This is a genomic window from Pseudomonas alcaligenes (assembly GCF_041729615.1).
In the GTDB taxonomy this organism is placed as follows: domain Bacteria; phylum Pseudomonadota; class Gammaproteobacteria; order Pseudomonadales; family Pseudomonadaceae; genus Aquipseudomonas; species Aquipseudomonas alcaligenes_B.
Genome location: NZ_CP154874.1, coordinates 1,334,982 through 1,347,737, shown reverse-complemented (window position 1 = coordinate 1,347,737; position 12,756 = coordinate 1,334,982). Strand labels below are relative to the sequence as shown.

At 67.3% G+C, this 12,756-nt stretch carries 14 protein-coding genes; 7 read left to right on the top strand and 7 right to left on the bottom strand.

The window, feature by feature from the left end; genetic code table 11:
• Positions 1 to 64: 64 nt before the first annotated feature.
• Positions 65 to 1,540 (bottom strand): membrane-bound lytic murein transglycosylase MltF, encoded by a 1,476-nt coding sequence (gene mltF / locus AAG092_RS06545; protein WP_373389054.1) that lies wholly within the window; start codon positions 1,538 to 1,540, stop codon positions 65 to 67.
• 146 nt (positions 1,541 to 1,686) lie between these two features.
• Here mltF and purL point away from each other — a divergent pair, with 146 nt between their 5' ends.
• The 3 genes from purL to AAG092_RS06530 all read left to right on the top strand — a co-directional run bounded on the left by purL (position 1,687) and on the right by AAG092_RS06530 (position 6,403).
• Complete coding sequence (gene purL, locus AAG092_RS06540) at positions 1,687 to 5,583, top strand: phosphoribosylformylglycinamidine synthase (RefSeq protein WP_373389053.1); 3,897 nt, start codon at positions 1,687 to 1,689, stop codon at positions 5,581 to 5,583.
• 36 nt (positions 5,584 to 5,619) lie between these two features.
• Positions 5,620 to 5,913 carry a CDGSH iron-sulfur domain-containing protein gene (locus AAG092_RS06535; protein ID WP_373389052.1) on the top strand — a complete coding sequence of 98 codons (294 nt, stop codon included), beginning with the start codon at positions 5,620 to 5,622 and terminating at the stop codon, positions 5,911 to 5,913.
• A gap of 172 nt (positions 5,914 to 6,085) precedes the next feature.
• Positions 6,086 to 6,403 carry an NGG1p interacting factor NIF3 gene (locus tag AAG092_RS06530; RefSeq protein WP_373389051.1) on the top strand — a complete coding sequence of 106 codons (318 nt, stop codon included), beginning with the start codon at positions 6,086 to 6,088 and terminating at the stop codon, positions 6,401 to 6,403.
• Positions 6,404 to 6,460: 57 nt separating this feature from the next.
• On the opposite strand, the gene AAG092_RS06525 is transcribed toward AAG092_RS06530, so the two are convergent.
• The 4 genes from AAG092_RS06525 to AAG092_RS06510 all read right to left on the bottom strand — a co-directional run bounded on the left by AAG092_RS06525 (position 6,461) and on the right by AAG092_RS06510 (position 9,397).
• Positions 6,461 to 7,480, bottom strand: coding sequence for an alpha/beta hydrolase (locus AAG092_RS06525; protein WP_373389050.1), 1,020 nt, complete (start codon positions 7,478 to 7,480; stop codon positions 6,461 to 6,463).
• A gap of 65 nt (positions 7,481 to 7,545) precedes the next feature.
• Complete coding sequence (locus AAG092_RS06520) at positions 7,546 to 7,974, bottom strand: organic hydroperoxide resistance protein (protein ID WP_110680995.1); 429 nt, start codon at positions 7,972 to 7,974, stop codon at positions 7,546 to 7,548.
• A gap of 179 nt (positions 7,975 to 8,153) precedes the next feature.
• Positions 8,154 to 8,603 carry a MarR family winged helix-turn-helix transcriptional regulator gene (locus AAG092_RS06515; protein ID WP_373389049.1) on the bottom strand — a complete coding sequence of 150 codons (450 nt, stop codon included), beginning with the start codon at positions 8,601 to 8,603 and terminating at the stop codon, positions 8,154 to 8,156.
• Positions 8,604 to 8,893: 290 nt separating this feature from the next.
• Positions 8,894 to 9,397 (bottom strand): murein L,D-transpeptidase family protein, encoded by a 504-nt coding sequence (locus tag AAG092_RS06510; protein WP_373389048.1) that lies wholly within the window; start codon positions 9,395 to 9,397, stop codon positions 8,894 to 8,896.
• Between the two features lie 146 nt (positions 9,398 to 9,543).
• Here AAG092_RS06510 and AAG092_RS06505 point away from each other — a divergent pair, with 146 nt between their 5' ends.
• On the top strand, positions 9,544 to 10,497 hold the full coding sequence (locus AAG092_RS06505; RefSeq protein WP_373389047.1) for a hypothetical protein: 954 nt from the start codon (positions 9,544 to 9,546) through the stop codon (positions 10,495 to 10,497).
• Here the strand turns inward: AAG092_RS06505 and AAG092_RS06500 are convergent.
• Both AAG092_RS06500 and AAG092_RS06495 read right to left on the bottom strand, forming a co-directional pair.
• Positions 10,424 to 10,654: a DUF2789 family protein gene (locus AAG092_RS06500; protein WP_373389046.1), complete on the bottom strand. Its 231-nt coding sequence runs from the start codon at positions 10,652 to 10,654 to the stop codon at positions 10,424 to 10,426. The genes AAG092_RS06505 and AAG092_RS06500 overlap by 74 nt on opposite strands.
• Positions 10,655 to 10,699: 45 nt before the next feature.
• Positions 10,700 to 11,248, bottom strand: coding sequence for an NUDIX hydrolase (locus AAG092_RS06495; protein ID WP_373389045.1), 549 nt, complete (start codon positions 11,246 to 11,248; stop codon positions 10,700 to 10,702).
• Between the two features lie 146 nt (positions 11,249 to 11,394).
• Between AAG092_RS06495 and AAG092_RS06490 the strand changes: the two genes are divergently transcribed.
• The 3 genes from AAG092_RS06490 to AAG092_RS06480 are packed head-to-tail and all read left to right on the top strand — an operon-like array spanning position 11,395 to position 12,742.
• Positions 11,395 to 12,003: a CoA pyrophosphatase gene (locus AAG092_RS06490; RefSeq protein ID WP_373389044.1), complete on the top strand. Its 609-nt coding sequence runs from the start codon at positions 11,395 to 11,397 to the stop codon at positions 12,001 to 12,003.
• Positions 12,004 to 12,014: 11 nt separating this feature from the next.
• The gene (locus AAG092_RS06485) at positions 12,015 to 12,539 is read left to right on the top strand and encodes a gamma carbonic anhydrase family protein (RefSeq protein WP_373389043.1); all 525 of its coding nucleotides are present in this window, start codon (positions 12,015 to 12,017) and stop codon (positions 12,537 to 12,539) included.
• The gene (locus AAG092_RS06480; RefSeq protein ID WP_373389042.1) at positions 12,536 to 12,742 is read left to right on the top strand and encodes a DUF1289 domain-containing protein; all 207 of its coding nucleotides are present in this window, start codon (positions 12,536 to 12,538) and stop codon (positions 12,740 to 12,742) included. Before AAG092_RS06485 ends, AAG092_RS06480 begins: the two co-directional genes overlap by 4 nt.
• Positions 12,743 to 12,756: the final 14 nt, after the last annotated feature.

Below are 12,756 nucleotides of genomic sequence, written 5' to 3'. Positions count from 1 at the left end.
CGGGGCTGGCGTTGCCGATCCCGGGACAGAAGCAGGTCACAGCCTTTCCCGGATTGCATCCGGGCTACAGTTGGGTCGGCTCTTCCTTGGGAATGGTCTTGTTCACCCCCGGCACATGCAGGCCGCTCTCGGCCACGCGGGTGCCTTCCAGTTGCGGCTGGGTCACCCAGTTGAGGATGTCGTAGTAGCGCCGCACGTTGCGCACGAAGTGCACGGTCTCGCCGCCGCGCGCGTAGCCATAGCGGGTCTTGCTGTACCAGCGCTTCTGCGCCAGGCGCGGCAGCATCTTCTGCACGTCCAGCCACTTGTTCGGGTTGAGGCCCTCGGCCTGGGCCAGCTTGCGCGCGTCCGCCAGGTGGGCGATGCCGATGTTGTAGGCGGCCAGGGCGAACCAGGTGCGGTCCGGCTCGCTCATGTCCTCGGTCAGGCCGCTGTGCACCAGGGCGAAGTACTTGGCACCACCGGCGATGCTCTGCCGCGGGTCCAGGCGGTTGACCACGCCCATGGCCTGTGCGGTGTTCTGGGTCAGCATCATCAGGCCGCGCACGCCGGTCTTGGAGGTGGCGTCCGGGGTCCACAGTGACTCCTGGTAGCCGATGGCGGCGAGCAGGCGCCAGTCCACCTTGTACTTCTCGGCGGCCTGCCTGAAATGTTGCTCATAGCGTGGCAGGCGCTGCTGCAGGTGCTTGGCGAAGGTGTAAGCGCCGACGTAGCCGAGCACGTCGACGTGGCCGTAGTAGCGCTCCTTGAGGCGCTGCAGGCTGCCGTTCTCCTCGACCAGGGCGAGGAAGTGGTCGGCCTCGCGCAGCAGGCTGTCGTCCGTGCCGGCGGCTACCGCCCAGCCCAGGCTGCGCGCTTCGCCCAGGTCGAAGGCGACCCGTACGTTGGGGAAGTACACCTGGTTCATCGCCAGTTCGTTGGAGTCGACCAGGGTCAGGTCGACCTGGCCCTCGTCGACCATGCGCAGCAGGTCGACCACCTCGACGTCGGTGGATTCCTCGTACTGCAGGTCCGGCAGGGTCTTCTTCAGCTCGGCCAGCTGCTCGGCATGGCTGCTGCCCTTGAGCACCAGGATGCGCCGGTCGATTAGGTCCTCGGGGCGGCTGGGGCGGCGCTGGCCGTTGCGGTAGATGATCTGCGGGGTGACATCCAGGTAGGCGCGGGTGAAGTTGGCCTGGGCCTTGCGCCCGTCGCTGGCCACCAGGCCGGCCGCGGCCAGCACCGGGCCGTTCGGCTGGTTGAGGCGGGCGAACAGGTCGTCGAGGTTGTCGGCGGTCTCGATCTTCAGCTCGACGCCCAGGCTCTCGGCGAAGCGCTTGGCCAGCTCGTACTCGAAGCCGGTTTCGCCGCTGCGGTCCTGGAAGTAGGTGGTCGGGCTGTTGCGGGTGACCACGCGAAGCACACCCTCCTCCTGTACGCGCTCGAGGGTGCTGGGTTGGCGGGTCTCGGAAGCCCCGTCGCAGCCAGCGAGCAGCAGGAGGATGCAGGCCGCCAGACAGCAGGCGGCCGAGCGGATGCGCAACGCGGTGTGTGCAAACATCGGCGCAGTATACGCAAAGCCCGGAAGGCGCCATATCTCGACAGATTTCCGCCGCTTTGCTAGCGCACGCCACGGGTGCCGTCGCGCGGCGCTTTAGGCTAGAATGCACGGCCTCTAAGCACACCCCTTCCCAGAGGCTGTTCACGATGTTGATCCTGCGCGGCGCGCCCGCTCTTTCCGCCTTCCGCCACGGCAAACTGCTTTCGCAACTGACCGCCAAGGTCCCCGCCGTGACCGGGCTGTACGCCGAGTTCGCGCACTTCGCCGAAGTGACCGGCGTGCTCGATGCCTCCGAAGAGCAGGTGCTGGCCCGGCTGCTGAAGTACGGTCCGAGCGTGCCGGTGCAGGAGCCCGCCGGCCAGCTGTTCCTGGTCATTCCGCGCTTCGGCACCATCTCGCCCTGGTCGAGCAAGGCCACCGACATCGCCCGCAACTGCGGCCTGGCCAAGATCGAGCGCCTGGAGCGCGGCATCGCCTACTACGTCAGCGGCGAGCTGAGCGACGCCGACCGCCAGACCGTCGCCGCCGTGCTGCACGACCGCATGACCCAGCTTGTGCTGGGCGCCCTGGAAGAGGCCGCCGGCCTGTTCAGCCATGCCGAGCCCAAGCCGCTGACCGCGGTGGACGTGCTCGGCGGCGGCCGCGCCGCCCTGGAGCAGGCCAACGTCGAGCTGGGCCTGGCCCTGGCCGAGGACGAGATCGACTACCTGGTGAAGAGCTTCGTCGAGCTGGGCCGCAACCCGCACGACGTCGAGCTGATGATGTTCGCCCAGGCCAACTCCGAGCACTGCCGTCACAAGATCTTCAATGCCAGCTGGGACATCGATGGCCAGAGCCAGGACAAGTCGCTGTTCGGCATGATCAAGAACACCTACGAGATGCACCGCGAGGGCGTGCTGTCCGCCTACAAGGACAACGCCTCGGTGATCGAGGGCTTCACCGCCGGGCGCTTCTTCCCCAACCCGGCCACCCGCGAGTACGGCGCTACCCAGGAGCCGGTGCACATCCTGATGAAGGTGGAAACCCACAACCACCCGACCGCCATCGCCCCCTTCCCCGGCGCCTCCACCGGCTCCGGCGGTGAGATCCGCGACGAAGGCGCCACCGGTCGCGGCGCCAAGCCCAAGGCCGGCCTGACCGGCTTCACCGTGTCCAACCTGAACATCCCCGGCTTCGTGCAGCCCTGGGAGAAGCCCTACGGCAAGCCCGAGCGCATCGTCACCGCGCTGGACATCATGATCGAGGGCCCGCTGGGCGGCGCCGCGTTCAACAACGAATTCGGCCGCCCGGCGCTGAACGGCTACTTCCGCACCTTCGAGCAGGCCGTGCAGAGCCCGCGCGGCGAGGAAGTACGCGGCTACCACAAGCCGATCATGCTGGCCGGCGGCCTCGGCAACATCCGTGCAGACCATGTGCAGAAGGGCGAGATCTCGGTCGGCGCCAAGCTGATCGTGCTCGGCGGCCCGGCCATGCTGATCGGCCTGGGCGGCGGCGCCGCCTCGTCGATGGCCACCGGCGCCAGCTCCGCCGACCTGGACTTCGCCTCGGTGCAGCGCGACAACCCGGAAATGGAGCGGCGCTGCCAGGAAGTCATCGACCGCTGCTGGCAGCTGGGCGCCGACAACCCGATCAAGTTCATCCACGACGTCGGCGCCGGCGGCATCTCCAACGCCCTGCCGGAGCTGATCAACGACGGCGGTCGTGGCGGTCGCTTCGAGCTGCGCGCGGTGCCCAACGACGAGCCGGGCATGGCGCCGCTGGAAATCTGGTGCAACGAGTCGCAGGAGCGCTACGTGATGAGCGTGGACGCCGCCGACTTCGAGCGCTTCAAGGCCATCTGCGAGCGCGAGCGCTGCCCCTTCGCCGTGGTCGGCGAGGCCATCGCCGAGCCGCACCTGACCGTCACCGACAGCCACTTCGGCAACAAGCCGGTGGACATGCCGCTCAATGTGCTGCTCGGCAAGCCGCCGCGCATGCACCGCAGTGTGCAGCGCGAGGCGGAGCAGGGCGATGACTTCGATGCCGCCACCGTGAGCATCGACGAGGCGGTGAGCCGCGTGCTGCGCCACCCGGCCGTGGCCAGCAAGAGCTTCCTGATCACCATCGGCGACCGCACCATCACCGGCCTGGTCAACCGCGACCAGATGGTCGGCCCCTGGCAGGTGCCGGTGGCCGACTGCGCGGTGACCGCCACCAGCTTCGACGTCTATACCGGCGAGGCCATGGCCATGGGCGAGCGCACCCCGCTGGCCCTGCTGGATGCGCCTGCGTCGGGCCGCATGGCGGTCGGCGAGACCATCACCAACCTGGCCGCTGCGCGCATCGAGAAACTCTCCGACATCAAGCTGTCGGCCAACTGGATGGCGGCCGCCGGCCACCCGGGCGAGGACGCCCGCCTGTACGACACCGTCAAGGCGGTGGGCATGGAGCTGTGCCCGGCGCTGGGCATCACCATCCCGGTGGGCAAGGACTCCATGTCCATGAAGACCCGCTGGCAGGACAACGGCCAGGACAAGAGCGTCACCTCGCCGCTGTCGCTGGTGATCTCCGGCTTCGCCCCGGTGCAGGACGTGCGCCAGAGCCTGACCCCGCAGCTGCGCCTGGACAAGGGCGAGACCGACCTGATCCTGATCGACCTCGGCCGCGGGCAGAACCGCATGGGTGGATCGATCCTGGCGCAGACCTTCACCCAGCTCGGCCAGGCCGTGCCGGACGTCGACGACGCCGAGGACCTCAAGGCTTTCTTCGCGGTGATCCAGGGCCTCAACGCCGATGGCCACATCTTGGCCTACCACGACCGTTCCGACGGCGGCCTGCTGACCACCACCCTGGAAATGGCCTTCGCCGGCCACTGCGGCCTCAACCTGTTCCTCGATGCCCTGGCCGATTCCGCCAGCGAGCTGCCGGCCGTGCTGTTCAACGAGGAGCTGGGCGCGGTGATCCAGGTGCGCCAGGACGCCACCCCGGAAATCCTCGCCCAGTTCAGTGCCGCCGGCCTCGGTGACTGCGTGGCGGTGATCGGCCAGCCGGTCAACGGCAGCGACGTGGCCATCAGTTTCAACGGCGAGCCGGTGTTCGGTGCCCAGCGCAGCCTGCTGCAGCGCCAGTGGGCCGAGACCAGCTACCAGATCCAGCGCCTGCGCGACAACGCCGAGTGCGCCGACCAGGAATTCGACCTTATCCTCGACGAGGACAATCCGGGCCTGTCGACCAAGCTGAGCTTCGACGTCAACCAGGATATCGCCGCGCCCTACATCAAGAAGGGTGTGCGTCCGCAGGTGGCGATCCTCCGCGAGCAGGGCGTCAACGGCCAGGTGGAGATGGCCGCGGCCTTCGACCGCGCAGGGTTCTCCGCAATTGACGTGCATATGAGCGACATCCTTGCCGGCCGCGTCAGCCTGGACGAGTTCAAGGGCCTGGTGGCCTGCGGCGGCTTCTCCTACGGCGACGTGCTCGGCGCCGGCGAGGGCTGGGCCAAGTCGATCCTGTTCAACGCCCGCGCCCGTGACGGCTTCCAGGCCTTCTTCGAGCGCAAGGACAGCTTCGCCCTCGGCGTGTGCAACGGCTGCCAGATGATGAGCAACCTGCACGAGCTGATTCCCGGTACCGAGTTCTGGCCGCACTTCGTGCGCAACCGCTCGGAGCAGTTCGAGGCGCGCGTGGCCATGGTCCAGGTGCAGGAGTCGGCGTCGATCTTCCTACAGGGCATGGCCGGTTCGCGCATGCCGATCGCCATCGCCCATGGCGAAGGCCATGCCGAGTTCGAGAGCGAGGAGGCGCTGCTGGAGGCCGATCTGTCCGGCACCGTGGCGCTGCGCTTCATCGACAACCACGGCAAGGTCACCGAGAACTACCCGGCCAACCCCAACGGCTCGCCGCGTGGCATCACTGGTCTGTGCAGCCGCGACGGCCGCGTGACCATCATGATGCCGCACCCGGAGCGGGTATTCCGCGCCGTGCAGAACTCCTGGCGCCCGGACGAGTGGCAGGAAGACGGCGGCTGGATGCGCATGTTCCGCAACGCGCGCGTCTGGGTCGACTAACACCGGCCGTTGCCCCTCTCCCAGCCATGGGGGAGGGTGCCCGACAGGGCGGGAGAGGGTGTGTCAGACCCGCAAGATCCCAAGCTTCCCGAAGTCCGCCAGGTCAACCCTGGCGAGACCCATCTGCTGTGCCGCTGCGGGCGCTCGCCCGTGCTTCCCGACTGCCCTCCCGGTTGCGCCCAGGCCCTGTGCCTCGAGCCCGTGCGCCAACAGTTGCTCCTGCTGTGCCGCTGCGGGCTGTCGCGGCGCCTGCCCTATTGCGACGGCAGTCACAGCCCGCCAACCGAGGGTCTGGCGGCGCGCTGGCGACGTTTCGCGAAGGGTGATTAACTCGCTTCGGCTTATGCACAAAGGCTCTATTGAGCCAATGGACGATTTGCCGGCGACGCACTCCAATGCAGAGTTGCGAACTAGGCCACGCGCCATCGATAAGGCAGAATGCCATTATCGCTGTGGCAGAGCGGCTCAGGTCGCTGTATTCGTCGATGCTGGGAGGGGCTGGATGTACAAATTCTGTTTCTACGTGCCGGAAGGCCATCTCGAGGAGGTGAAGACCGCGGTCTTCGCCGCCGGGGCCGGGCGCATCGGTCAGTACGACAGCTGCTGCTGGCAGGTACTGGGCAAGGGCCAGTTCCGACCCTTGCAGGGCAGCGAACCCTTCATCGGCCAGCCTGGGCGGGTGGAAGAGGTGGCGGAGTGGAAGGTCGAGCTGGTGGTGGCCGACGAGCTGATCCACGACGTGGTCAAGGCGATGAAGAAAGCCCATCCCTACGAGACGCCGGCCTTCGATGTGTGGCGGCTGTCCGACCTGCAATTCTGATAGTCCCCAATAAAAGAAGCCCCGGCATGCCGGGGCTTCTTCGTTTGCGCCTGACGCTTACTGCAGGTGCTGCTTGAGCTCGGCGCCGGCCTGGCGCAGGGCGGCCTGCACGGCCGGGATGTGCGCCAGCGGGTTGAGCAGGCCGTAGTCGTGGATCATGCCGTTGTAGCGCACCGCGGTGACGGTGACGCCGGCGGCATCCAGCTTGCGTGCGTAGGACTCGCCCTCGTCCCGCAGCACGTCGAACTCGGCGGTCTGGATCAGGGTCGGCGGCAGGCCCTTGAGCTGCTCGCTGGTGGCCCGCAGCGGCGAGGCGAAGCGTTCGGCGCGTTGCTTGGGATCGGTGGTGTAGCTGTCCCAGAACCACTTCATCATATTGCGGGTGAGGAAGTGGCCCTCGGCGAACTGGTTGTACGAGGCGTTATCGAAGCTGGCGTCGGTCACCGGCCACAGCAGCAGCTGGAAGCGCAGTTTCGGCGTGCCGGCTTCTTTCGCCTTGAGCGCGACCACTGCGGCCATATTGCCGCCGACACTGTTGCCAGCCACGGCCAGGCGCGAGCTGTCCACATTGATGTCCTTGCCGTGCTCGCCGACCCACTGGGTGGCGGCGAAGGCCTGGTCGATGGCGGTCGGATACTTGGCTTCCGGCGACGGCGTGTAGCCGACGTAGACGGCCACGGCGCCGGAGTTCACCACCAGGTCGCGGATCAGGCGGGCGTGGGTCGGGTAGTCGCCGAGCACCCAGCCGCCGCCGTGGAAGAACATGAACACCGGCAGCTCGCCCTTCGCACCTTCGGGGCGGACGATGGTCAGCGGGATCGACTGGCCGGAAGCTTCGATGGTCTTCTCGCTGACGGTCACGCCGGACAAATCGACCTTGACCGAGGCCTGGGCGCCGACCAGCACGGCGCGGGCATCCTGCGGGCTGAGGGTTTCCAGCGGCTGGCCGCCGCCGGCTTCCAGGGCCTGGAGGAAGGCCTGGGTGTTGTGTTCCACGCCGGGGCTGCCGGCGGCGAAGGCGTTACCGATGGCGGCTGCGAGAACAGCGCCGGAAAGCAGTTTGCTGACGTTTTTCATGATTCTGTTCCTCGTAGCTTGGGTTATCGCGGCGGGCACTGCCGTGCAGGCCCGCCCGGTTCGGTTCAGACGGCGACGTTCAGGCGCACGTCGATGTTGCCGCGGGTGGCGTTGGAGTAAGGGCAGACCTGGTGAGCGGCGGCGACCAGCTCTTCGGCGACGGCGCGGTCGATGCCCGGCAGGCTGATGTTCAGCTCCACTTCCAGGCCGAAGCCGCCGGGGATCTGGCCGATGCCGACCTTGCCGGTGATCGAGGCGTCGGCCGGGAAGGCCTGCTTCTTCTGGCTGGCGACGAACTTCAGGGCGCCGATGAAGCAGGCGGAGTAGCCGGCGGCGAACAGCTGCTCGGGGTTGGTGGCTTCGCCGCCGGCGCCGCCCAGTTCGCGCGGAGTGGTCAGCTTGACGTCGAGGAAGCCGTCGGAAGAAACGGCGCGGCCGTCGCGGCCCCCGGTGGCGGTGGCGGTGGCGGTGTAGAGGGCTTTGATGGTTTGCATGGCGATGTCTCCGTTTGATTTGCTGTCTAAAGTTTTGCGCGCTAAGTAAGTGCGTGATGCAGAATCTAGTGCGATTTATTTTTGCGCGCAAGATAATTTTTAGATGAATTCAGCCTAGAGCTGCGGCGATTTGGGTATAAGCGAGGCGGCGTGCCGCCCGCGGCGGGCGGCGGCGGGGGTCAGGCGGACTTCTGCAGCTGGTCGCGCAGGGCGACTATCTGCTCCTTGAGGGCGCCGATCTGCTCCAGGGTCATGCCGCTGGCTTCGAGTATGCAGGCGGGGAAGCGCTCGGCCTCCTGCTGCAGGTTGCGGCCCTTGTCGGTCAGACGCAGCTCCACCACGCGCTCGTCGGCGCTGCTGCGGGTGCGGGTGATCAGACCTTCGGCTTCCAGGCGCTTGAGCAGGGGGGTAAGGGAGCCGGGATCGGTGAGCAGGCGCGCGCTGATCTCGCCCACGGTGATGCCGTCGCCTTCCCATAACACCAGCATGGCCAGGTACTGCGGGTAGGTCAGGCCGATGCCCTGCAGCATGGGCTTGTAGGCCTTGGTCATCAGCAGGGAGGTGGAGTGCAGGGCGAAGCACAGCTGGTTGTCCAGCTGCAGGGCAGCACAGGATTGCGGCTGTTTCATGACGGGGACCTCTGCTCGGTATCTGCACAACAATTTATCGCGCAAATTAACGCTGAGCAAATTTTGCACAGCGGAAATGATAAAGGCGCCTTGCGGCGCCTCGTTCAAACGGGATTCAGGGGCTGTCTAGGATCTTGCGAGCTAGAGCCGGGCCAGGCGTTAAGGGCCGAAGGCGCGGAGTTTACACAGAGTAGATGAGCGGACCCGCTGCGCTTGGCCCTACGGGCGTTCAGTGGCAAGGCACTTTCCGGGCCTTTTCCAACCACGGCTGATCGCCGCGCAGCAAATCGTCAGGGGCGGATCTCGATCAGCGTGCCGTCCTGCACCAGGTTCCACACCTCGCGCATGTCGGCGTTGCGCATGGCGATGCAGCCTTCGGTCCAGTCCAGGGTGCTGAAGAACCACTCGGGATACTCATCGTCCAGCGGGGTGCCGTGGATCATGATCATGCCGCCGGCGGGCACGCCCTGCTTGCGCGCGTTGGCAGCATCGCGGGCGTTGGGGTAGGAGATGTGCATGGACAGGTTGAATTTCTCGCTGGTCTTGCGCCAGTCGATCCAGTAGAAACCTTCCGGAGTGCGCAGGTCGCCTTCACGCACCTTGGCGCCGGTGGGCTGCTTGCCGAGGGAGATGCGGTAGGACTTGAGGACCTCGCCGCGCCCCATCAGGTGCAGCTTGCGCTCGGATTTGACCACCAGCACCTTGTCCACGGCCTTGCCGCGGAGCGTCGGCGCGGTCGAGGCCTGGGCGAGGCCGATGAGGGTGCAGCAGAATAGGGCGAGCAGCCAGCGCATTGCGATGTTCCGAGGTGTTTCTGTGTTGGCCCTGATACTTCAGGTTGTTATAGCGCGAGAGTCTGCCTATGCCGAGGGGTATGTTCAATCCTCGCCAGCCGGACGGAGCGCCGCGCGGGCTTATTTCTACTCCCCAGGAGGCCTGTATGTCGCAACCCAAGCTGCTGCGTGAGCTGACCCTGGCGCCCGCCGAGCATCCGCACGGTCGCGCCCACCTCAGCGCCGCCAGTGCCCTGGTGCGGGTCGCCGAGCGCCTCTACGTGGTGGCCGACGATGAGCTGCAGCTGGGGGTGTTCGGCGTCGACAGCGGGCACGGCCGCCTGCTGCCTCTGTTCGATGGCGAGCTGCCGCTGGACCAGGCTGCGCGCAAGGCGGCCAAGCCGGACCTGGAGACCCTGGCCCTGCTGCCGGCCATGCCCGGCCATGCGCAGGGCGCGCTGCTGGCGCTGGGCTCGGGTTCGACCCCGCGGCGCCAGCGTGGTGTGCTGCTGGGCTTGGAGGAGGGCGCGCGGCCACGACAGATCGACCTGGCCCCCCTGTACCTGCCGCTGCGCCAGCATTTCGCCGATCTGAACATCGAGGGCGGCTTCCTCCTCGGCGAGGAATTCCTCCTGCTGCAGCGCGGTAACCAGGGCGGCTCGCCGAATGCGGCGCTGCGCTACGCCTGGGCGCCGTTGCGCGACTGGCTGCTGGGCATGGGGCCGCTGCCGCAGCCGCCGGGCATCCAGGCGCTCGACCTCGGCGAGCTGAGCGGCGTGGCGCTGGGATTCACCGACGGCGCGGCGCTGGGCGAGGGGCGCTGGCTGTTCAGTGCGGCGGCAGAGAATACCTCCGACAGTTACAACGACGGTGCCTGCCTGGGTTCGCTGATCGGCCTGGTGGAGGCCGATGGTCGACTGCAGCGTCTGGCCGAGCTGGAGGGGCACTGGAAGGTCGAGGGGATCGCCCTGGCGGCCGATGGCAGCCTGCTGATGGTTACCGATGCCGACGATCCGGCGCTGGCCGCCAGCCTGCTCGAACTGCGCCTCACGGCGATAGCAGCAGCGCCAGTTCGTCGGCCAGCTCCGCCCAGTCCGAATCCTCCTCCAGCGCTTCGCTGAGAAACTGCGCCTGGGCCCTGTTCCAGAAGGGGGCCCTGGGCAGAGCCTGGCCCTCGGCCAGGCGGTGCTCGCGCAGGAAAGCTTCGATCTCGGCCCTGCCGGCTGGCAGGCCGAGCTGCTTGAACAGGCCGCTGAGACTGTGTTCGCTGGTATCCATGGTTCCTCCTGCTGGCCGGTCAAGGGTGCAGGAAGACTATAGACCTCATCGGCTGTGTGGGCGCAGTGGCGCGATGCCCTCGTTGCGGATCGGATAGCGCTGCTCGCGGCGGTCGGCGAAGTAGCACCTGAGGGTGCGCCCGACGGTGGGGAAGGCCAGTTCCTGCCAGGGGATCTCGTGCTCGTGGAACAGTTGCACGTCGAGGCTCTCCTCGCCGGCGCGGAAGTCCAGGTCGATCAGTTCGGCGCGGAAGAACACATAGAGCTGGCTGATGTGCGGCAGGTCGAACAGGGTGTAGAGGTGCAGGTCGCGCACCCGTGCGCAGGCTTCCTCGTCGGTCTCGCGCATGGCCGCCTCGGCCATGGTCTCGCCGTTCTCCATGAAGCCGGCCGGCAGCGTCCAGAAGCCACGCCGTGGCTCGATGGCGCGGCGGCACAGCAGCACCTGCTCGCCCCACACCGGCAGGCAGCCAGCGACGATGCGCGGGTTCTGGTAGTGGACGGTCTGGCACTGCGGGCAGACGAAGCGCAGGCGATTGTCGCCCTGGGGAATGCGCTGCTCCACCGGACCACCGCACTGGCTGCAGAATTTCATGCCGCTCTCTCCTGATTCGTTGCCCATGTTGGCGCCGCAGGGCGAGCTCGGCAAGCCGGTCGATGCAGGGTGGGTATTGGGCGGGCCGCGCCTTCGTGCCATGATGCCGGGCAGAAGAAAAGAACCCTGAAGAACCGAGAATCATCATGCTCGACGAGCTCCTGCAGCGCGTGCGCGGCCACAGTCCACGCATCCTGGAGACCGACCGGCAGCACCCGCAGGCGGCCGTGCTGGTGCCGCTGACCCGCAGCGACGACCCGGAGCTGGTGCTGACCCTGCGCGCCAGCGGCCTGTCCACCCACGGTGGCGAGGTGGCCTTCCCCGGCGGCCGCCGTGATGCCACCGACCCCGACCTGGCCTTCACCGCCCTGCGCGAGGCGGAGGAGGAGGTGGGCCTGCCGCCCGGCCTGGTGGAGATCGTCGGCCCGCTCAGCCCGCTGGTGTCGCGCTTCGGCATCCATGTCACGCCCTATGTCGGGGTGGTGCCGGACTATGTCGAGTACCGCGCCAACGACGACGAGATCGCCTCGGTGTTCTCGGTGCCGCTGCGCTTCTTCCTGGAGACCCCGCGCGAGGTCACCCACCGCATCGACTACGAGGGGCGCAGCTGGTATGTGCCCTGCTATCACTACGACAACTACAAGATCTGGGGCCTGACGGCGGTGATGATCGTCGAACTGGTCAATGTCGCCTTCGGCGCCGGCATCGACCTGACGCAGCCGCCGCAGCCGTCGGTCCGGGTCATCAAGGTCTGAGAGGATTCGCCATGAAGTACCGCCTGGGTGACGCACGCGTCGAGGCCCATCCCGAGAGCTGGATCGCGCCGACTGCCGCGGTGATCGGCAAGGTGCGCCTGGACAAGGGCGCCAGCGTCTGGTTCGGCGCCGTGTTGCGCGGCGACAACGAGCTGATCCACATCGGCGAGAACAGCAACGTGCAGGACGGCAGCGTGATGCACACCGACATGGGCTTCCCGCTGACCCTCGGCAAGGGTGTCACCGTCGGCCACAACGTGATGATGCACGGCTGCACGGTGGACGATTACAGCCTGATCGGCATCAACGCGGTGATCCTCAACGGCGCCCGGATCGGCAAGTACTGCATCATCGGCGCCAACAGCCTGATCCCCGAGGGCAAGGTGATCCCCGACGGCAGCCTGGTGATGGGCAGCCCGGGCAAGGTGGTGCGCGAGCTCACCGAGCAGCAGAAGAAGATGCTCGAAGGCAGCGCCGCCCACTACGTGCACAACGCCCAGCGCTACGCCCGCGACCTGGCCGAGGACGAAGCGTGAGCGACGAGCGCCCGGTCAAGTCGCCCTGCGTCAGCGTCTGCGCGCTGGACGAGCAGGACATCTGCATCGGCTGCCAGCGCACGGCGGCCGAGATCACCCTGTGGGGGCGCATGAGCAACGACGAGCGGCGCGAGGTGCTGCAGCGCTGCGCCGAGCGTACCCGCGCCGCTGGCCAGTTCCTGCAGCAGCCCGCGCGCCCCTGAATTCCCTTTCTCTA